Below are 20,129 nucleotides of genomic sequence, written 5' to 3' on the forward strand. Positions count from 1 at the left end.
GACCCGAGGGAAAGTCCATGGAAACCGGCGCGAAAGTCCACGGGTTCCGGCAGTGATGTGCGAGAGGTTCGGACGGGGATCATCGAGGGTCCGGACCGGGGATCATCAGCGGTCCCCACCGGGGATCGTCGCAGGTCTCAACTCGGAAAAGGTCGCAGTCCAAAGACGTATTCGATCTTGCCCACCCGGCCGCGAGTGGACTATACCTGTCCGCGTCTGCCCGGCCGTCCGACCCGGCCGCAGGCCCGGGGTGTGGGGGCGGGGCGCGTCGAACGTCAACTGCCTTTTCCCGTCCGAGAACCCGGCGCACGAGCCCAGCTTCACACCACCGCGGTGCCGGGGAGGGTCCGGTTCACCGCCTGAGTCCTGGAGAAGGCGAGGACTTGAGCATGGGATCCACCAGCGTCAACCGTCGTGACGTCATGAAGAGGGCAGCGGCCGCGGGGCTGCTCGCGGTACCGGCCGTGGGGGCACTCAGCTCGTGCGCCAGCGGGGGCGGCGACGAGAACAAGGCGGAAAAGGGCGAGAAGAGCAAGAAGAATCCGCTCGGTGTGAAGGAGGATGCCGGACTCACCGTCTACATCTTCAACGGCGGGTACGGGGACAAGTACGCCCAGTTCGTCACGGACATGTACGCCAAGAAGTACCCCGAGGCCGATCCGGAGCAGAAGCCCACCGAGAAGATCGCCACCCAGGTCCAGCCGAAGATCGTCCGGGGCAAGCCCACATCGGACGTCGTCAACAACTCCGGCGCCGACCAGATGAACCCCGGCAAACTCGTCCACAACAAGCAGGTCGCCGACCTCAGCGAGGTGCTCGACGCGCCGTCGTGGGACGACCCGGACGTCACCGTGCGCGACACCCTCGTACCGGTCGTCGAGCAGATGGGCCGCTTCGGCGGCCGCGAGTGCTACCAGCTCAACATCGCGCTGACCGTGTACGGGAATTGGTACTCGAAGAAGTTGTTGGAGGACGGGCTCGACTCCTCGTATCCCAAGACCTGGGACGAGATGCTCGCCGTCTGCAAGAAGGCCAAGGCCAAGGGCATCCACGGCTGGAGCTACCCGGGCGGCCACCCGCGCTACATGTTCTTCAGCATGTACGCGATGTTCGCCCAGCGCGGCGGCCGCGACGTCACCACGGCGATGGACTACCTGGAGCCGGGCGCCTGGAAGCACGAGGCGGTCAAGGAGGTCTTCGAGGCCTGGGAGGAGCTCGTCGCCAAGAAGTACGTGCTCACCGGCTTCGACGGCACCGAGGCCCACACCGAGATGCAGACCGCGTGGACGAAGGAAGGCAAGTGCCTCTTCGTGCCCAACGGTTCCTGGGTGGAGAACGAGGCCAAAGACACCACGCCGAAGGACTTCGCGATGACGGTCGGCGCGACCCCGTCGCTCGACTCCGGCGACAAGATGCCGTTCGGCACGCTCTACTCCCCGGCCGGTGAACCCTTCATCGTCCCCGCCAAGGCCAAGAACCGGCAGGGCGGGCTGGAGTGGCTGCGGATGATGTACAGCAAGGAAGCCGCGCTCAACCTCTTCAAGGAGATCGGCTCCATGCCCGTCGTCAAGGGCGCCATCGACGGACAGAAGCTGCCCTCGGGCACGGCGAGCGCCCAGGCGGCGATCAAGGCGGCCGGCGAGAACATCGTCATCCCCCAGTTCATGGACTGGTACAACGAGCTGTTCCGCGAGGACTTCAACAACATGATCCACAAGTTCATGCAGGGCCAGATCGGGCCCAAGCAGGCGATGGACACCATGCAGAAGGCCTCCGACCGCATCATGAAGGACCCCGACATCACCAAGGTCAAGAAGGCCTGACGGCCGGATCGACCGGACGGTCCGGGGCCTTCGCGGCCCCGGACCCCGGCTCACGAGCGAACACGCAACCGAGCACGTGCAGGCATGTGAAAGAGCGGGCGGGGCTGATCAGCGTGAAGACCGACACCCGGGTGGACCGGACGCCACCTCCGAAGAAGCAGGCCGGACGCAGGCCCCCACCGGGCCCGCCGAGCCTGCTGCTGTTCGTCGTGGCGGTGCTGCTGCCACCCCGCTTCACCCCCGAACGCGTCCGCTACGACCGGCGCTACCGCACGCTCGACAAGTACCGCTTCATCGTGGGCTTCCTCGCCGTGCCGCTCGCGTTCTACGCGCTGTTCGTGATCTCGCCCTTCCTCCAGGCGATCTACTACTCGTTCACCGACTGGTCCGGCGGGCCCGTCGCGAACTTCGTCGGGTTCGACAACTACGAGAAGATGTGGAACGACGAGCGGTTCTGGGACTCGCTGCAGGTGAGCGTCCTGCTGCTGGTCATCGCCCCGGTCATCACGCTGGTGCTCGGCATGTTCTTCGCCTACATGATCACCTCGGGCGGGCGGCACCGCAGAGGACGCGCCATCGCGGGTGTCGCGGGCTCCTCGCTCTACAAGGTCGTCTACTTCTTCCCGCAGGTCCTGTCCGTCGCCATCATCGCCGTCGTCTGGGGACGCGTCTTCAACACCAACAGCGGCCTCATCAACGGCGGCCTCGACAAGGTCGGCGTCGACGGGCCCGCCTGGCTCGGCGGCGACGAGACCCTCGGTCTGATCTCACTGCTCACCGTGATCAGCTGGAGCTTCATCGGCTTCTACGTGGTGCTGTTCTCCGCCGCCATGGGCGCCATCCCCAAGGACATCTACGAGGCCGCGCTCCTCGACGGCGCGGGCCGCGCCCGCACCTTCTTCAACGTCACGCTCCCGCTGATCTGGGACACGGTGCGCACCGGCTGGATCTACATGGGCATCCAGGCGCTCGACACCTTCGCGATCTGCCTGGTCATGGTGCCGCCGCACGTCCTGAAGGTGACACCGGTCTTCCTCTACGAACGGTTCAGGGACGGCCAGTACGGCTACGCCACCTCCATCGGCGTCGTCCTTCTCCTCCTCAGCATGGCGTTCTCCCTGATCGTCATGCGGGTCGGGAACCGCGACCGGATCGAATACTGAGACCGCGGGAGTCACTGCATCATGACCACGACCACCACCACCGCCCCTCAGCCCCGGCCGCAGAAGGCGACGGACTCCGCGGCCCGCCGTGAGAAGGGGACCGGCGGCGCCCTCAACGTCTTCTCGCACGCCTTCCTGATCCTGTGGGTCGTCCTCGCCGCGGGACCGCTGATCTGGGTCGCCCTCACCGCTTTCCGGCCCTCCGCCGAGATCCTCAGCGACCCGATGGGCTGGCCCGCCTCCTTCCACTGGGAGAACTTCTCCAACGCGTGGAACAAGGCCAACATCGGGCAGTACACCCTCAACTCGCTGATCATCCTCGCCGGTTCGCTGACCGGCACCATGCTGCTCGGCTCGATGGCGGCCTACGTCATCGCCCGCTACACCTTCCCCGGCAACCGCGTCGTCTTCATGCTGTTCGCGGGCGGCATGATGTTCCCGGTCATCCTCGCCCTGGTGCCGCTGTTCGCCGTGATGGAGAATTTCGGACTCCTCGACACCCGGCCCGGGCTGATGATCGCGTACATCGCGTACTCGCTGCCCTTCACCACCTTCTTCCTGACCTCCTTCTTCCGGACGCTGCCGACCGGTGTGCAGGAGGCGGCGATGGTCGACGGGGCCTCCCACACCCGTACGTTCTTCCAGATCATGCTGCCGATGGCCAAGCCCGGCCTCGTCAGCATCGGGATCTTCAACTTCCTCGGGCAGTGGAACCAGTACCTGCTTCCGCTGCTGCTCAACAACGAGGACGAGAAGAGCTACGTACTGCCGCAGGGGCTCGCCTCGCTGGCCGTCTCGCAGGGGTACCGGGGCGACTGGGGCGCCCTCTTCGCGGGCCTGACGATCGCCATGCTCCCGGTGCTCGTCGTCTACGCAGTCTTCCAGCGACAGGTACAGGCCGGTCTGACCGCGGGTGCCATCAAGTGACCTGGTAGGGCAGGTGATTTCAGGTTGGCCACGAAAGTGGTCTAGGCCTGTCGAGGTGAATCCGGGCCTGAGTAGTGTCGGCGCGACGGCGCCGCGGGGGGCGACTGGACGCGCTCAAGTCGACACCGATGTCGAAGGGTTGAATCAGCATGAGGAATCGAATAGTCGCCACCGGTGCGGCAACGCTCGCCATGGCTCTGGGACTTACCGCCTGTAGTGGTGACAGCGACAGCGGGGACAGCAAGACGATCAAGCTCGTCGCCGCCGACTACGGCGACAAGGCCTCCAACGCCTCCAAGGTGTACTGGGCCGAGGTCAAGAAGGAATTCGAGAAGGCCAACGAGGGCTACAAGGTCGACGTCCAGGTCATCAACTGGAACGAGATCGACAAGTCCGTCAAGAACATGATCCAGGCGGGCGACGAGCCCGACCTGCTGCAGACCGGGGGTTACGCGGACAAGGTCGCCGACGACCTGCTCTACAAGGCGGACGAGGTCCTCTCGCCCGAGACCCGCGACAACCTCATCCCGTCCTTCGCCAAGGCGGGCGAGGTCGACGGCACGCAGTACGGCATCCCGTGGGTCTCCTCCAGCCGCGTGATGTTCTACAACAAGGCCGTCTTCAAGAAGGCCGGCGTCAAGAACCCGCCCAAGACGTGGGACGAACTCGCCGCCGCCGCCAAGAAGATCAAGGACAAGAAGGCCGCCGACACCCCCTACGCCCTGCCGCTCGGCCCCGAGGAGACCCAGGGCGAGTCGATGATGTGGGAGCTCGGCAACGGCGGCGGCTACACCGACGCCGACGGCAAGTACACCCTCGACAGCGCGAAGAACGTCGAGACCTTCGAGTGGCTCAAGACCAACCTGGTCAAGCCCGGCCTCACCTACCCCAACCCGGCCTCCACCGACCGCAAGACCGCCTTCGCGGACTTCGCCGCGGGCAAGGTCGGCATGCTCAACGGCCACCCGAGCCTGATCCAGATGGCCAAGGAGGGCAAGGTCGACTACGGAGTCGTGCCCATCCCCGGCAAGACGGGACCGCTCGACAGCACCCTCGGCGTCGCCGACTGGATGATGGCCTTCAAGGACGGCGGCGCGGAGAAGGAAGGCGTGAAGAAGTTCCTGGACTTCACGTACTCCAAGAAGATGCTGGCGTTCGACGAGATGTACAACCTCATGCCGGTCACCAAGGACGCCCTCAAGCAGATGACCGACAGCGGCAAGCACAAGGACCTGGAGCCCTTCTTCCAGGTGCTGCCGAACGCCAAGTTCTACCCGCTCGGCGACACCAGCTGGGACGTCGTCTCCGCCGAGATGAAGAAGACCGGCGGCAAGGCCGTCTCCGACGACCCGAAGCAGATCCTCGGCGACCTCCAGAAGAAGGCGGAGTCGGCGGCAGCCGACGCCAAGTAGGCGCGAGCAGGCAAGTAAGGGAGTCTTCGTGTCGCTCAAAGCCCCTTCGCCCACGGCCGGGACCGGCCGTGGGCGGGGCGGGCGCGCACCCAGGCCGGTGAGCCGCCGCGGCGGCCTGGCCCGGCTCGGTCCGCTGCCCTGGATAGCGCCCGTCATCCTGCTGATCCTCACCGTGGTCGTCTGGCCCGTCGTCGAGCTGATCCGCACCTCGTTCCTCAACATCTCCATCTCCGGCAAGGTGCGCGGCAGCGCCGGGACCGACAAGTTCAAGAAGCTCTTCGAGGAGAGCGACTTCAGCGCCGTCCTCATCTGGACGGCGGTGTGGACGGTCGTCGTCGTCAGCGTCACGATGCTGTTCTCGCTGGCCCTGGCCCAACTGTTCAACCAGAAGTTCCCCGGCCGCCGCTACGCCCGCTGGGCCCTCATCGCCCCGTGGGCCGCGTCCGTCCTGATGACCGCCATCGGCTTCAAGTGGATGCTCAACCAGACCGCGGGCGTCGTCAACACGCTCATGCTCGACCTGGGGCTGATCGACAGCTCCAAGGACTGGCTGGGCAAGCCGGAGACCGCCTGGCCGTGGATGATGGGCGTCGCCGTCTTCGTGTCGCTGCCCTTCACCACGTACACGCTCCTCGCCGGCCTCCAGACCATCCCGCAGGACGTCTACGAAGCGTCGCGCATCGACGGCGCGAGCCCCTGGCAGACCTACCGCCACATCACGCTGCCGATGCTGCGGCCCGCCTTCCTCGTCGGTGTGGTCATCAACCTCATCAACGTCTTCAACTCCTTCCCGATCATCTGGGCCATGACCCAGGGCGGTCCGGGCTACGACACCTCCACGTCGATGGTGTTCATGTACAAGCTGAAGGAGACCGACATCGGTGAGTCCGCGGCCATGTCGGTCGTCAACTTCCTGATGGTCGTGGTGCTCGTGCTGATCTTCCTGAAGGTCAGCCGGTGGAACGAGGAGGACTGATGGCCACCGCGACGGCGACCCGCCCCGCGCCCCGGAAGGACGGCCCGCCGAAGAAGGCGAAGCGCACCCTCCGGCCCCGCACCCTGGTCATCACGGCCTGCGCGTGGCTCCTTGCCGCGATCTTCCTCGCGCCGTACCTGGAGATGATCGTCACCGCGCTCCGCCCCAAGGACGAGCTGCGGGACCGCACGTACCTGCCCACGGACCTGGAGTGGGCCAACTTCATCGACGTGTGGAAGGAGTCCGAGCTCGGCCAGAACCTCCAGGTCACGCTGCTCGTGGCCGGCGGCGCCACCCTGCTGGTCCTGCTCGTCTCGCTGCCCGCCGCGTACTACACGGCGCGCATGCGGTACCGCGGCCGCAAGGTCTTCCTGCTCCTGGTCCTGGTCACCCAGATGTTCCAGCCCACGGCGCTCCTGGTCGGCCTCTACCGCGAGTTCCACGAGCTCGACATGCTCAACTCGGTCTGGACGCTGATCCTCACCAACGCGGCGTTCAACCTCGCCTTCGCGGTGTGGATCCTGACGGCCTACATCAGCTCCATCCCGGCGGAGCTGGAGGAGGCCGCCATGGTGGACGGCACCAGCCGCTTCGGCGCCATGATCAAGGTGACGCTGCCGCTGGCCCTGCCGGGCGTCGTGACGGCCGTGATCTTCACCTTCATCACATCCTGGAACGAGTTCGTGATGGGCCTGACCCTCACCACCGAGCCGGAGAAGCAGCCGCTGACGGTCGGCATCAACAACTTCATCGGCAACTACACGGTGCAGTGGAACTACCTCTTCGCCGCGTCCGTGGTCGCGATCGTGCCGGTCATCGTGCTGTTCGCGATCATCGAACGGCATGTGGTCTCGGGGCTCACGGCGGGGTCCGTCAAGTAGGGGTCCTTCACGTAGTCGACGCATGCGCGGAACGGCCGTCCGGGTGGGTCAGGGCGGCCGTTCCACGCATGGTTACGCTTCGCCCTGCCCTGCGACTTCCAGGAGGACCCGATCGTGAGTGCCCAGCCCGTCCCCGGCCGACAGAGCAAGATCGGCGGACGCGTCCTCGCCGCGGCCTCCGTCACGGTCGTGCTCTGGGCGTCGTCGTTCATCTCGATCCGCAGCTCCGGCGAGCACTTCGGCCCCGGCGCGCTCGCCTTCGGCCGGCTCGCGGTGGCCTCCCTCGTCCTGGGCGCCATCCTGCTGGTCAGGCGCGAAGGATTCCCGCCCCGCGAGGCGTGGCTCGGCATCGTCACCTCGGGGGCCCTCTGGTTCGGCGCGTACATGGTCGCGCTCAACTGGGGCGAGCGGGAGGTGGACGCCGGCACGGCCTCCATGATCGTCAACGTCGGACCGATCCTGATGGCCCTCCTCGGCGGCTGGCTGCTCAAGGAGGGCTTCCCGCCCAAGCTGATGGCGGGCATGGCGGTGTCGTTCGCCGGTGCCGTCGTGGTCGGGTTCGCCACCTCCGGCGGGGGCGCCTCCTCTCTCCTCGGCGTACTGCTGTGCCTGGTCGCGGCCGTGGTGTACGCCGTCGGTGTGGTGTTGCAGAAGCCGACGCTGAAGCACGCGACACCCCTTCAGGTGACGACGTTCGGTGCGCTCACGGGAGCGGTGGCGTGTTCGCCGTTCGTCGGACAGTTCGTGTCCGAAGCGGGCCGGGCGCCCATGTCGGCGACGCTGCAAGTGGTGTACCTGGGCGTGTTCCCGACCGCTCTCGCGTTCAGTACTTGGGCGTACGCCATCTCCCACAGCACCGCGGGCACGATGGGTTCGACCACGTATGCCGTGCCGGTGCTCGTCATCTTCATGTCGTGGCTGTTCCTCGGCGAAGTGCCCGGCGGGCTCGCGCTCCTCGGGGGGCTCCTCTGTCTGTCCGGCGTCGCGGTGGCGCGCATGCGCGGGAAGGCGCCGGCGCGGGCTCCGGAGGACGCCCCGGCGGCGCCCCTCACGACGGACTCCGAGACGTCGGCCAAGTCGACGCGCTAGAGGACCCGATTTCCCTCAACGACTTGACTGCGACAGCTCCTTCAGCGGAGTTTGGAGTTCACAACTTGTACATGGCCCGGTACCCGATTCAGAGGCCGGCGTCACGGGGGACCACAGGTCGCCCGAATGAGGGCAAAGGGTGAGAGTCAATGGAGACTCCGGGGTCGCAGTCGTCTCTGCACCGGGCCAATCTGGAGCGGGTCGTGCGCGCGGTGCGCCTCGCCGGGTCGCTCACGCAGGCGGAGATCGCGAGGACGACGGGCCTGTCGGCCGCGACGGTCTCCAACATCGTCCGCGAGCTCAAGGACGGCGGGACGGTCGAGGTCACGCCCACCTCGGCGGGGGGCAGGCGGGCCCGCAGTGTCTCGCTCAGCGGTGACGCGGGCATCGTCATCGGCGTCGACTTCGGCCACACGCACCTGCGCGTCGCGGTCGGCAACCTCGCCCACCAGGTCCTCGCCGAGGAGTCCGAGCCGCTGGACGTCGACGCGTCGGCCGCACAGGGCTTCGACCGGGCCGAGCAGCTCGTCAGCAGGCTGATCGAGGCCACCGGAGTGGACCGTACGAAGATCGCGGGCGTCGGGCTCGGCGTGCCGGGACCCATCGACGTGGAGTCCGGCACCCTCGGCTCGACGTCGATCCTGCCGGGCTGGACCGGCACCAAGCCCGCCGAGGAGCTGGGCGGCCGCCTCGGCGTGCCCGTGCACGTCGACAACGACGCCAACCTGGGCGCGCTCGGCGAGCTGGTCTGGGGCAGCGGCCGCGGCGTCAAGGACCTCGCGTACATCAAGGTCGCCAGCGGCGTCGGCGCGGGCCTCGTGATCAGCGGCCGGATCTACCGGGGCCCCGGCGGCACCGCGGGGGAGATCGGACACATCACGCTCGACGAGTCGGGCCCCGTCTGCCGCTGCGGCAACCGCGGCTGCCTGGAGACCTTCGCCGCCGCCCGTTACGTCCTGCCGCTGCTCACCTCCAGCCACGGCACCGACCTGACCATGGAGCGCGTGGTCGGCCTCGCACGCGAGGGGGACCCGGGGTGCCGACGCGTGATCGCCGACGTCGGGCGGCACATCGGCAGCGGCGTCGCGAACCTCTGCAACCTCCTCAACCCCTCCCGCGTCGTGCTCGGCGGCGACCTCGCGGAGGCCGGGGAGCTGGTGCTCGGACCGATCAGGGAGTCGGTCGGGCGGTACGCGATCCCGAGCGCCGCGCGTCAACTGTCCGTGCTCCCCGGGGCGCTCGGCGGCCGTGCCGAAGTGCTCGGCGCGCTGGCCCTCGCGCTCAGCGAGATGGGTGATTCAACCCTTTTGGACGGATCGATGACCGCGGGTGCACCTGCCTTCACTTAGATAACGCATGGCACCGTTGTCATCTCGTTAAGGATTTACTCCTTGACGCTGGTGTGGCGGCCGAGTTGACTTCGAGCCACCTCGGCCGCAACGACGCGGCCTCGTCAGGGAGGCACCCCACCATGAACGCAATGACGCGTCGCGTCGTCATAGGCACGGCCGCGGTTTCGATGGCACTCGCCATGACCGCGTGCGGCAAGGCAGGCGACGGCGACGACAAGGGCAGCGGCGACAACAAGACCATCGGTCTGCTGCTCCCCGAGAACAAGACCACGCGCTACGAGACCTTCGACCGTCCTTTCATGGAGGACAAGATCGAAGAGCTCTGCTCGGACTGCAAGGTCAAGTACAACAACGCGGCCCAGGACATCGAGACCCAGAAGAAGCAGTTCGACGCCCTCGTCACCCAGGGCGTCAAGGTGATCATCCTGGACGCGGTGGACTACAAGTCGACCAAGTCCTGGGTCAAGCAGGCCGACAAGCAGGGCGTGAAGGTCGTCGCGTACGACCGCCTCGCCGAGGGCCCGCTCGCCGCCTACGTCTCGTACGACAACGAGAAGATCGGCCGCCTGCAGGGCGGGGCCATGGTCAAGGCGCTCGGCTCCGACGCCAAGGACGCCAACGTCGTCATGATCAACGGCTCGCCGACCGACCCGAACGCCCCCTTCTTCAAGAAGGGCGCCCACTCGGTGCTCGACAAGAAGGTCAAGAAGATCGTCTACGAGCAGGACATCCCGGACTGGTCGCCGGACGAGGCGAACCGCAAGATGGCCTCCGCGATCGACAAGCTCGGCAAGGACGGCATCCAGGGCGTCTACGCCGCCAACGACGGCATGGCGGGCGGCGTGATCACCGCCCTCAAGCAGCGCGGCATCAAGGTCCCGGTGGGTGGCCAGGACGCCGAACTCGCGGGCGTGCAGCGCATGTTGAGCGGCGACCAGGACTACACGATCTACAAGCAGATCAAGCCGGAGGCCGAGACCACCGCCGAGATCGCCGTCCGCCTGCTCCAGGGCAAGGACATCGACGCGATCACCGACCGCAAGGTCGACTCGCTCAGCGGTGACTTCAAGGGCATCCCTGCCAAGCTCTACGACGCGCAGGCGATCACCAAGAACGAGGTCGCGGACACGATCGTCAAGGACAAGGTCTACAAGGTCAGCGAGATCTGCACCGCCCAGTACAAGAAGGCGTGCGACGCCGCGGGTGTCAAGTAACTCCCGCTTGCGGTAAATCCGTTCGTACGAGACGAGGCCCGCGGGCAGCGTGAGAGCGCTCCCCGGCCCCCGTACGGGACGGCTTCAGTACCGGTCCGGTGCCCGCCCCGTCACACCGCCCCGCAAACGGGGGGCGGGCACCCGACCTGCCCTTGACGCACCACCATTCCCCGCCGGTCAGGCGGCGAAGGAGATGATTCACGTGTCCGCTACGCCCGTGCTGGCGTTGCGCGGGGTCTCCAAGCGGTTCGGCGCCGTCCAGGCGCTCACGGACGTAGACCTCGAGATCCACACCGGTGAGGTGGTCGCCCTCGTCGGCGACAACGGCGCCGGCAAGTCCACTCTCGTCAAGACGATCTCGGGCGTTCACCCGATCGACGACGGGACCATCGAGTGGGAGGGCAAGGCGGTCCGCATCGGACGCCCGCACGACGCCCAGAACCTCGGCGTGGCCACCGTCTACCAGGACCTGGCCCTCTGCGACAACCTCGACGTCGTCGCCAACCTGTTCCTCGGCAGCGAGCTGAAGACGGCCTCCGTCCTCGACGAGATCAAGATGGAGAAGCGGGCCAAGCAGCTCCTCGACACCCTCTCCATCCGCATCCCCAGCGTCCGCATCCCGGTCGCGGCGCTCTCCGGCGGTCAGCGCCAGGTCGTCGCCATCGCCCGCGCGCTGGTCGGCGACCCCAAGGTCGTCATCCTCGACGAACCGACCGCGGCACTCGGCGTCGAGCAGACCGCCCAGGTCCTCGACCTGGTCGAGCGGCTGCGCGAGCGCGGCCACGGAGTGATCCTCATCAGCCACAACATGGCCGACGTGAAGGCCGTCGCGGACCGTGTCGCGGTCCTGCGGCTCGGCCGCAACAACGGCACGTTCACCGTCGCCGACACCACCAACGAAGAGATCATCGCCGCCATCACCGGCGCCACGGACAACGCCGTGACCCGCCGCAAGGCGCGTACGGCCACGGTGACGAAGGAGGACGCGAAGTGAGCGACCTCGCCAAGACCCCCAAGGCCCCCTCCGACGCGACGCCGCCCGAGGCCCAGCCCTCGGCCGCACCGTCCCCCGCGGTCGACCCGCGCCTCCTCGTCCGCGAGGAGGGCCTGGCCGGCTACTGGACCGAGTTCAAGCGCAAGATGCGCGGCGGTGAGCTCGGCTCGCTGCCCGTCGTCGTCGGCCTGATCGTCATCGCGATCATCTTCCAGCTGAAGAACGAGCACTTCCTGGACGCGAGCAGCCTCGCGAACATCGCCGTCTTCACCTCCGGCCTCGGCATCATGGCCGTCGGCATCGTCTTCGTCCTGCTCCTCGGCGAGATCGACCTGTCGGTCGGTTCGGTGGCGGGCATGGGCGCGGCCGTATGGGCCGTGCTGAGCGTCACACACGAGCTGAACGACTGGCTCTCGGTGCTCATCGCCATCCTGTCCGGTCTGGTCATCGGCTGTCTGCACGGGTTCTTTTTCGCCAAGATCGGCGTGCCCGCCTTCGTGGTCACCCTCGCGGGCTTCCTCGGCTGGAGCGGTCTGCAGATCTGGCTGATGGGCGGCGAGGGCAGCATCAACACGCCCGAGGGCAGTGTCGTCGAGGACCTCACCGGTCACTTCTTCGCCGAGAAGGGCGCCGCGTACGGCCTCGCGGCCGTCGCGATCATCGCGTACGCGGGCTCCCTGCTGCTCGACAGCAAGCGCCGCAAGGCCGCCGGGCTGCCGTCCCGGCCGGTCAGCGAGATCGTCCTGCGCACGGTCGTCGTGGCCGTCCTCGCGGGCGGCGCGGCGTACGAGCTGAACGAGCCGCAAGGCGCCCGCGGCCTGCCGCTGGCCCTCGTGCTCTTCCTCGCCGTCCTGGTGATCGCGGACTTCGTGGCCCGGCGCACCACCTTCGGCCGGCAGGTCTTCGCGGTCGGCGGCAACGCGGAGGCCGCGCGGCGCGCGGGCATCAACGTGGACCGCGTCCGGATCATCGTCTTCGGCATCTCCGGCATGCTCGCCGCCTTCGGCGGCCTCTTCATCGCCAGCCTCTCGGGCGGCGCCACGAAGAGCCTGGGCGGCGGCAACACGCTGATGATGGTGATCGCGGCGGCGGTCATCGGCGGCACGAGCCTCTTCGGCGGCCGCGGCAAGGTGTGGTCCGCGCTGCTCGGCATGCTGGTGATCCAGTCGATCCAGCAGGGCCTGAACATGCTCGGCATGGCCAGCGAGATCCAGTACATGATCACCGGCGCGGTTCTCCTCGCCGCGGTGGTCATCGACTCCGTCTCGCGCCGGACGCAGAAGAGCGCGGGGCGCGCGTAGCGTTCCCCTGAGCGGTCTTTTTCGGCCGCGGGCCGTACCTGGCTGAGCGCGCAGTTCCCCGCGCCCCTTGAGGGGCGCGGGGTTCCCCTGTTTGTGTGACCGGGAAAACGCCTCCCGGACGCGTGCCTCGGCCGCGGAACATTAGACTCGACAGACCCGGCAACGCTCGAACAGCACATCTCAGCTCTACTGCAAGGAGGCACGGGTGCCGCTGCTGACCCGCATCACGGGACCGCGCGATCTGGACCGTCTCAGCCCGGAGGAGCTGAACCAGCTGGCCGGAGAGATCCGCAGCTTCCTCGTCGATGCCGTCGCCAAGACCGGCGGCCACCTCGGGCCGAACCTCGGTGTGGTCGAGCTCACCATCGCCCTGCACCGTGTCTTCGAGTCCCCGCAGGACAAGGTCCTCTTCGACACCGGCCACCAGAGCTACGTGCACAAGCTGCTCACCGGCCGCCAGGACTTCACCAAGCTGCGCAGCAAGGGCGGCCTCTCCGGCTACCCCTCGCGCGCCGAGTCCGACCACGACGTGATCGAGAACAGCCACGCCTCCACCGTCCTGGGCTGGGCCGACGGCCTCGCCAAGGCCAACGAGGTCCGCGGCAAGGACGACCACGTCGTCGCCGTCATCGGCGACGGCGCGCTGACCGGCGGCATGGCCTGGGAGGCGCTGAACAACATCGCCGCCGCCAAGGACCGCCCCCTGGTCATCGTCGTCAACGACAACGAGCGGTCCTACGCCCCGACGATCGGTGGCCTCGCCAACCATCTGGCGACGCTGCGGACCACCGACGGCTACGAGCGCTTCCTGGCCCGCGGGAAGGACCTCCTGGAGCGCACGCCGGTCGTCGGCAGGCCGCTCTACGAAACCCTGCACGGCGCGAAGAAGGGCCTGAAGGACTTCATCGCCCCGCAGGGCATGTTCGAGGACCTCGGCCTGAAGTACGTCGGACCGATCGACGGCCACGACGTCGAGGCCCTGGAGTCCGCCCTCCAGCGCGCCAAGCGCTTCCGCGGCCCGGTCATCGTGCACTGCCTCACCGAGAAGGGGCGCGGCTACCAGCCCGCCGAGGAGGACGAGGCCGACCACTTCCACGGCATCGGCCCCATCCACCCCGACACGGGCCTGCCCATCGCCGCCTCCGGCATGGACTGGACCTCCGTCTTCGGCGAGGAGATGGTCAAGCTCGGCCGGGAGCGCGACGACATCGTCGCGATCACCGCGGCCATGCTGCAGCCGGTCGGCCTGAAGAGGTTCGCCGAGGAGTTCCCCGACCGGGTCTACGACGTGGGCATCGCCGAGCAGCACGCCGCCGTCTCCGCCGCAGGCCTCGCGTCGGGCGGTCTGCACCCCGTCTTCGCGGTGTACGCGACCTTCCTCAACCGCGCCTTCGACCAGCTCCTCATGGACGTGGCCCTGCACAAGTGCGGCGTCACCTTCGTCCTGGACCGGGCGGGCGTCACCGGCACGGACGGCGCCTCGCACAACGGCATGTGGGACATGTCGATCCTGCAGTGCGTGCCGTCGGTGCGGATCGCCGCGCCGCGCGACGCCGACCAGGTCCGCCTCCAGCTGCGCGAGGCCGTCGAGGTCGACGACGCCCCGACCGTGGTGCGGTACTCGAAGGGCGCCGTGGGCCCGGCGGTCAAGGCCGTCGGAAAGGTCGGCGGCATGGACGTGCTGCGCAAGGCGGGCACGAAGAAGCCGGACGTCCTGCTCGTCTCCGTCGGCGCGCTCGCACCCATGTGCCTGGAGATCGCCGACCTCCTGGACAAGCAGGGCATCACCACGACCGTGGTCGACCCGCGCTGGGTCAAGCCGGTCGACGAGGCCATGGCGCCGCTCGCCGAGCAGCACCGCGTCGTCGTCACCGTCGAGGACAACTCCCGCGCGGGCGGCGTCGGCTCGGCCGTCGCGCAGGCCCTGCGCGACGCGGGCGTCGACGTGCCGCTGCGCGACTTCGGCATCCCGCCGCGCTTCCTCGACCACGCGTCCCGCAAGGAGATCATGGCCGAGATCGGCCTGACCGCCCCGGACATCTCCCGTCAGGTCACGGGCCTGGTCGCCAAGCTCGACGGAAGGTACGACAGGAACACCGCGTCCGCCGTGGACTCCGTGGAGCCCGCCCGCGACTGACGTCGACACGCACCGCCGATGGGCCGGTCACATCACCCTGTACGGGTGGTGGAACCGGCCCATTCGCGTGAATGGGCCCGTCCCGGCGCTTATGGGGTACCCGGCCTCTCGATCATGTCGAGGACGACAAGCGTGGGAGGTACGCCCGTGAGCAGCACCCTCTTCAGGACGAAGAGCGTCGAGCAGTCCATCAAGGACACCGAGGAACCGGAGCACGCGCTCAAGAAGTCGCTGTCCGCCCTCGACCTCACGGTCTTCGGCGTCGGCGTCATCATCGGCACCGGCATCTTCGTACTGACCGGAAAGATCGCCAAGGAGACGGCGGGGCCCTCGGTCGCCCTCGCCTTCGTCGTCGCCGGGCTCGTCTGCGCCCTCGCGGCGCTCTGCTACGCCGAGTTCGCGTCGACCGTGCCGGTGGCGGGATCCGCGTACACCTTCTCGTACGCCTCACTCGGCGAATTCCCGGCCTGGATCATCGGCTGGGACCTGATCCTGGAGCTGGCGCTCGGCTGCGCGGTGGTCGCGGTCGGCTGGTCCGGCTATCTGCGCTCGCTCCTCGACACCGCGGGGATGCACCTGCCGCAGACGCTGAGCGGGACGCACGAGGGACAGTTCGGCTTCGACCTGCTCGCCGCCGTCCTCGTGCTCGTCCTCACCGCCATCCTGGTCGCCGGCATGAAGCTTTCCTCGCGGGTCACCAACGTCATCGTCGCCGTCAAGGTCACCGTGGTGCTGCTCGTCATCATCGTCGGCGCGTTCCTCGTCACGGGCGCCAACTACGACCCGTTCATCCCGCCCACCGAGGACGTCGAGGGCGGCGGCGGCATCACCGCGCCGCTGGTCCAGCTGCTCTTCGGCTTCACGCCCTCGCACTTCGGCGTGATGGGCATCTTCACCGCGGCCGCCGTGGTCTTCTTCGCGTTCATCGGCTTCGACATCGTCGCGACCGCCGCCGAGGAGACCCGCAACCCGCAGCGCGACGTGCCCCGCGGCATCCTCGGCTCGCTGCTCATCTGCACGGTCCTGTACGTCGCCGTCTCCGTCGTCGTCACCGGCATGCAGAAGTACACCGACCTCTCCACCGACGCACCGCTCGCGGACGCATTCAAAGCCGTCGGGCACCCCTTCTGGTCCGGCGTGATCAGCTTCGGCGCGGCCGTCGGACTCACCTCCGTCTGCATGATCCTGCTGCTCGGCCAGACCCGCGTGTTCTTCGCGATGAGCCGCGACGGCCTGCTGCCGCAGAGCTTCTCCAAGGTCCACCCCACGTTCGGCACCCCCTACCGCTCCACGATCCTGCTCGGCGTGATCGTCGCCGTCGTCGCCGGCTTCACCTCCATCGACGCGCTCGCCGAACTGGTCAACATCGGCACCCTGTTCGCCTTCGTCGTGGTCGCCCTCGGCGTCATCCTGCTCCGCAAGCAGCGCCCCGACCTGCCGCGCGCCTTCCGCACCCCGCTGGTGCCCTTCGTGCCGGTCCTCTCGGTCCTCGCGTCGCTCTGGCTGATGCTGAACCTGCCCGCGGAGACCTGGCTGCGGTTCGGCGTCTGGATGGTCCTCGGCGTCGTCATCTACTTCGTGTACGGGCGCTCGCACAGCCGGCTGCACCAGCGCGACCCGCACGCGAACGACGCACGGTAGTCACCCCGTATGGTCGCGCCGCCCTCGGCGTCACCGCGTCCCGTACGCCACCTCCGGGTACCGGGCCCGCGAAAGGAGCACGTCGCCGAAGGCGGTGCCCGGCACCCCCACGCCTACTGGGCCCGTCTGCTGCCCCCGCTCGCCGCCCTCGCCTGCCTGACCCGGCTGCCCTCCTTCCGGTGGCCGCTGTGGAACCCCGATGAGGGATACCTCGCCGTGCAGGCACAGATGCTGGCGCACGGCGGCGCGCTCTACGAGACGGTCGTCGACCGCAAGCCGCCGCTCGTCCCGTGGCTGTACGCGGGCGCCTTCGCGCTCTTCGGCGACGGCTCGCTCCTGCCGCTGAAGGCGCTCGCGGTCGCCGCGCAGCTCCTGACGGCGGTGCTCCTCGTCTCGCTCGCCCGGCGCCGGTGGGGGGACGGGGCGGGCCGCACGGCCGGCGTGCTCCACCTCCTGATCTCCATCGGCCTCAACCCGGAGGACACCCAGGCCGCCGCCTTCGAAGTCTTCATGCTGCCGTGCACGGCAGCCGCCATGTGGTGCGCCGACCGACGCCACTGGGGGGCCGCGGGCACCGCGGTGGCGTGCGCGTTCCTCGCCAAGCAGACCGGGGGAGCGGTCCTGCTCCCGGTCGGCTGGCTGCTGTGGCGGGCCGGGGCGCACCGCCGCGACACGGTACGCCTGGCGGCCGGACTCGGCGTGCCCGTCCTCGCCGCGGCCCTCCTGACGACCCCCACGGGCTTCGTGTTCTGGACGGTGACGGGCTCGGGGGCCTACGCCTCCTTCACCGGCTCCGAACTCCACGTACTGGGGCGGGGCCTGGTGAACGCGGCGGTCCTCGCCGCGGCCTGCGCGGGGATCGCCGCGCCCGTCGTACGCGTCCTGCGCATCGCCCGCACCGGCGCGCCGGAACTCTGGCTCTGGCTCGCCTCGTCCGTCGCCGCCGTGCTGCTCGGCTTCCACTTCTTCGGCCACTACTACCTGCAACTCATGCCGCCGCTCGCCCTGTTGGGCACGGCCGCCCTGCAGGTCCTGCCGCGCGAGCGGACGGTCCGCGCGATCGTCGTCTCCGGCTGCGGCTGCGCCGTGTTCCTGGCGTGGGGGCTGCTCGCACCGCGCCCCGAACTGGCCCACGCCACACGTCTCGCGCAGACCGTCAGGGCGCACACCGCGCCGGACGACCGCGTGCTGTTCTGGGGCATACACCCCGAGGCGTACTGGCTCGCCGACCGCGCCCCCGCCAGCCGCTACCTCACGGCCGGACTGCTCACCAACTACAGCGGCGGCCGGAACGGGCACCAGGTGGGGGAGAAGTACGCGGTCGACGGCGCCTGGCCGGTCTTCCGCGACGAACTGCGCAGCCACCCCCCGGCGGTCGTCGTCGACGACTCCCGGGGCAAGCCGTTCGCCCCGGACCGCGTCCCGCCACTGCGGCGCATCCTCGCGGTCGGGTACGAGCCGGTGCTGCGGACCGGAGGAGCGGTGGTGTACGTACGGGTGACGGAAAGGGGCCCCACGTATCGGCCCTGACGGGGCCCGGGCGGGGGTTCGAAGACAGCTCTCAGGGGCGTACGGTCCGAGGGCCCGCGCACTCGGCGCCCGTCTCGCCCACCCTGCGGCGCAGCTCGCGGTCGGCCGTGACGACCAGGCAGGGGCGGCCCGCGGCGCCCGCGGCCACCTCCACGATCCGGTCGTCGCCGCTGCCGGACGCGCTCTCCACGCGTACGCCCGGCACGGACTCCACGCCGCGCGCGGCGCCCTCGACGACCAGGACGACCTCCAGCGGCCCCGGATGTCCGGGCAGGCCCTCCTCCGCGTACCGGACGAGGGAGTCCCGCAGCCGCTCGGCGGCCCCCCGGCGGTCGTGCCACCACCCGTCGGGCACGGATCCGACGACGTTCGCGGCATCGACGACGACGAGAGTATTCATGCGGCAAACGTAAACTAATGGGCGGAACACCGTGCGTCCGTGAACGTGGAAGGGTTGGCGCCGAGTCATGCCGTCGAGGTCAAGCAGCACCGGTGCGCCGGAGACCGCCCGCTGGCTGCTGCGCGGCCGTGACGGCCGCCTCACCGCCTACGCCCGCGCCGAGGGAGGCCTCCTGCGCTGGACGGAGGCCGGGCCCGGCGGACCCGCCTGGGAGGGCCCCGACTTCTTCGAGGCGCCCGACCTGACCTACCTCACCCTCGCCCAGGGCGCCGACGGATACGTGCACTTCCTGGGCCGCCGTGAGCGACGCGACGCCGAAGGGAAGCCGCTCGTCGACGTCGTGCACTCCATCCAGTACCAGTCGGGGCGGCCCCTCATGGACTGGCGCTCGATCGGCAACCCGCACACCAAGCTCGTCGAGCGCGCCCCGCACCTCGGCGCGCCCGCCGCCGCTGTCGACGCGGCGGGCACCGTGCACGTCTTCGTGCGGGACGCGGTGGGCAGCGTCCGGATGCGCCGCGAGGGCAAGGGCGGCAAGTGGGAGGGGTGGAAGGACTTCAAGGTCCGCGACACCCTGGACGGCACGACCGCGGTCGCCACGTCGACGGGCCGCATCGAGGTCCTCGCCCCCTCCGGCAAGGCCACGCTGCGCTGGGCCCAGGAGAAGCAGGGCGGTGAGCTGGTACGCGCCGACGACGTTCCGCTCGCGCCCGCTCCCGGCTCCGGCGCGGCCCTGGAGACCGGCCCCGACCGCCTCACGTACTACGCGGCCGACGCCCTCGGCGACGGCGTCCTCGCCCACCGCCCGGCCGACGGCGGCCCCGCGCTGCCCCTCGGCGGCAACCCCGGCGCCGGCCCCACGGCCGCCGTCCGCACGACCATAGACGGCCACGACTGCACGGTCATCGCCCACCGCGCGAGCACGGGCCGCCCCGCGCTCGCCGCGTTCCCCACGGAGGACGAGGGAGCGGGCCTGTGGTGGGCCGAGACCGGCGAACCGTGCCTGGGCGCCCCCGCGCTCGCGCTCGACGCGCGGGGCCGCGTGGTCATGGCGGCGATCGGGCTCGACGGGACGCTGCGGATCGCCCGCCAGAAGGCGGAGCCGGGGCTCGCGCTGGAGGCGTGGGCGCGGGTGTAGGGCGGGCGCCGCGATCCGGCCGTGAACAGACGGAAGCGGGCGTGCGCAGACGGAAGCGGGGGGGGGGGGGGGGGGGGGGGGGGGGGGGGGGGTGTGGGGGGGGGGGGGGGGGGGGGGGGGAGCGGGGCGTGCCGGGGAGAGATAGCCCCCC

16 protein-coding genes are annotated in these 20,129 nt (G+C 69.2%); 15 read left to right on the forward strand and 1 reads right to left on the reverse strand.

Annotated elements, in window-relative coordinates; translation table 11 throughout:
* The first annotated feature begins 389 nt into the window (after positions 1-389).
* The 14 genes from ngcE to AC07DO_RS16185 all read left to right on the forward strand — a co-directional run bounded on the left by ngcE (position 390) and on the right by AC07DO_RS16185 (position 18,440).
* Positions 390-1,823 carry an N-acetylglucosamine/diacetylchitobiose ABC transporter substrate-binding protein gene (ngcE, locus tag AC07DO_RS16120; protein ID WP_479060100.1) on the forward strand — a complete coding sequence of 478 codons (1,434 nt, stop codon included), beginning with the start codon at positions 390-392 and terminating at the stop codon, positions 1,821-1,823.
* 221 nt (positions 1,824-2,044) lie between these two features.
* Positions 2,045-2,986 (forward strand): carbohydrate ABC transporter permease, encoded by a 942-nt coding sequence (locus AC07DO_RS16125; protein WP_479060710.1) that lies wholly within the window; start codon positions 2,045-2,047, stop codon positions 2,984-2,986.
* Positions 2,987-3,007: 21 nt separating this feature from the next.
* A complete protein-coding gene (locus AC07DO_RS16130) occupies positions 3,008-3,913 on the forward strand; it encodes a carbohydrate ABC transporter permease (RefSeq protein ID WP_479060102.1) in 906 nt (301 codons plus the stop codon).
* Between the two features lie 149 nt (positions 3,914-4,062).
* Positions 4,063-5,325 (forward strand): extracellular solute-binding protein, encoded by a 1,263-nt coding sequence (locus tag AC07DO_RS16135; protein WP_479060104.1) that lies wholly within the window; start codon positions 4,063-4,065, stop codon positions 5,323-5,325.
* Positions 5,326-5,353: 28 nt separating this feature from the next.
* Entirely contained in the window at positions 5,354-6,301 is a 948-nt protein-coding gene (locus tag AC07DO_RS16140) for a carbohydrate ABC transporter permease (RefSeq protein ID WP_479060105.1), read from the forward strand.
* Entirely contained in the window at positions 6,301-7,182 is an 882-nt protein-coding gene (locus tag AC07DO_RS16145) for a carbohydrate ABC transporter permease (protein ID WP_479060107.1), read from the forward strand. Before AC07DO_RS16140 ends, AC07DO_RS16145 begins: the two co-directional genes overlap by 1 nt.
* 114 nt (positions 7,183-7,296) lie before the next feature.
* Positions 7,297-8,271, forward strand: a complete 975-nt coding sequence (locus tag AC07DO_RS16150) for a DMT family transporter (RefSeq protein ID WP_479060108.1) — start codon at positions 7,297-7,299, stop codon at positions 8,269-8,271.
* A gap of 149 nt (positions 8,272-8,420) precedes the next feature.
* Complete coding sequence (locus AC07DO_RS16155) at positions 8,421-9,620, forward strand: ROK family transcriptional regulator (protein ID WP_479060110.1); 1,200 nt, start codon at positions 8,421-8,423, stop codon at positions 9,618-9,620.
* Positions 9,621-9,742: 122 nt separating this feature from the next.
* Positions 9,743-10,837: a substrate-binding domain-containing protein gene (locus AC07DO_RS16160; protein WP_479060112.1), complete on the forward strand. Its 1,095-nt coding sequence runs from the start codon at positions 9,743-9,745 to the stop codon at positions 10,835-10,837.
* Positions 10,838-11,030: 193 nt separating this feature from the next.
* Positions 11,031-11,831: an ATP-binding cassette domain-containing protein gene (locus AC07DO_RS16165; protein ID WP_479060113.1), complete on the forward strand. Its 801-nt coding sequence runs from the start codon at positions 11,031-11,033 to the stop codon at positions 11,829-11,831.
* Positions 11,828-13,132 carry a sugar ABC transporter permease gene (locus AC07DO_RS16170; protein WP_479060115.1) on the forward strand — a complete coding sequence of 435 codons (1,305 nt, stop codon included), beginning with the start codon at positions 11,828-11,830 and terminating at the stop codon, positions 13,130-13,132. The genes AC07DO_RS16165 and AC07DO_RS16170 overlap by 4 nt, the downstream gene beginning before the upstream one ends.
* A gap of 205 nt (positions 13,133-13,337) precedes the next feature.
* Positions 13,338-15,269, forward strand: a complete 1,932-nt coding sequence (gene dxs / locus AC07DO_RS16175) for a 1-deoxy-D-xylulose-5-phosphate synthase (protein WP_479060117.1) — start codon at positions 13,338-13,340, stop codon at positions 15,267-15,269.
* Positions 15,270-15,383: 114 nt separating this feature from the next.
* On the forward strand, positions 15,384-16,910 hold the full coding sequence (locus AC07DO_RS16180) for an amino acid permease (protein ID WP_479060118.1): 1,527 nt from the start codon (positions 15,384-15,386) through the stop codon (positions 16,908-16,910).
* Between the two features lie 9 nt (positions 16,911-16,919).
* Positions 16,920-18,440 (forward strand): ArnT family glycosyltransferase, encoded by a 1,521-nt coding sequence (locus AC07DO_RS16185; protein WP_479060120.1) that lies wholly within the window; start codon positions 16,920-16,922, stop codon positions 18,438-18,440.
* 31 nt (positions 18,441-18,471) lie between these two features.
* On the opposite strand, the gene AC07DO_RS16190 is transcribed toward AC07DO_RS16185, so the two are convergent.
* Positions 18,472-18,840, reverse strand: coding sequence for a PIN domain-containing protein (locus AC07DO_RS16190; protein WP_479060122.1), 369 nt, complete (start codon positions 18,838-18,840; stop codon positions 18,472-18,474).
* Between the two features lie 67 nt (positions 18,841-18,907).
* Here AC07DO_RS16190 and AC07DO_RS16195 point away from each other — a divergent pair, with 67 nt between their 5' ends.
* Positions 18,908-19,978 carry a hypothetical protein gene (locus AC07DO_RS16195; RefSeq protein ID WP_479060123.1) on the forward strand — a complete coding sequence of 357 codons (1,071 nt, stop codon included), beginning with the start codon at positions 18,908-18,910 and terminating at the stop codon, positions 19,976-19,978.
* Positions 19,979-20,129: the final 151 nt, after the last annotated feature.

The organism is Streptomyces sp. NPDC045678 (assembly GCF_056432085.1).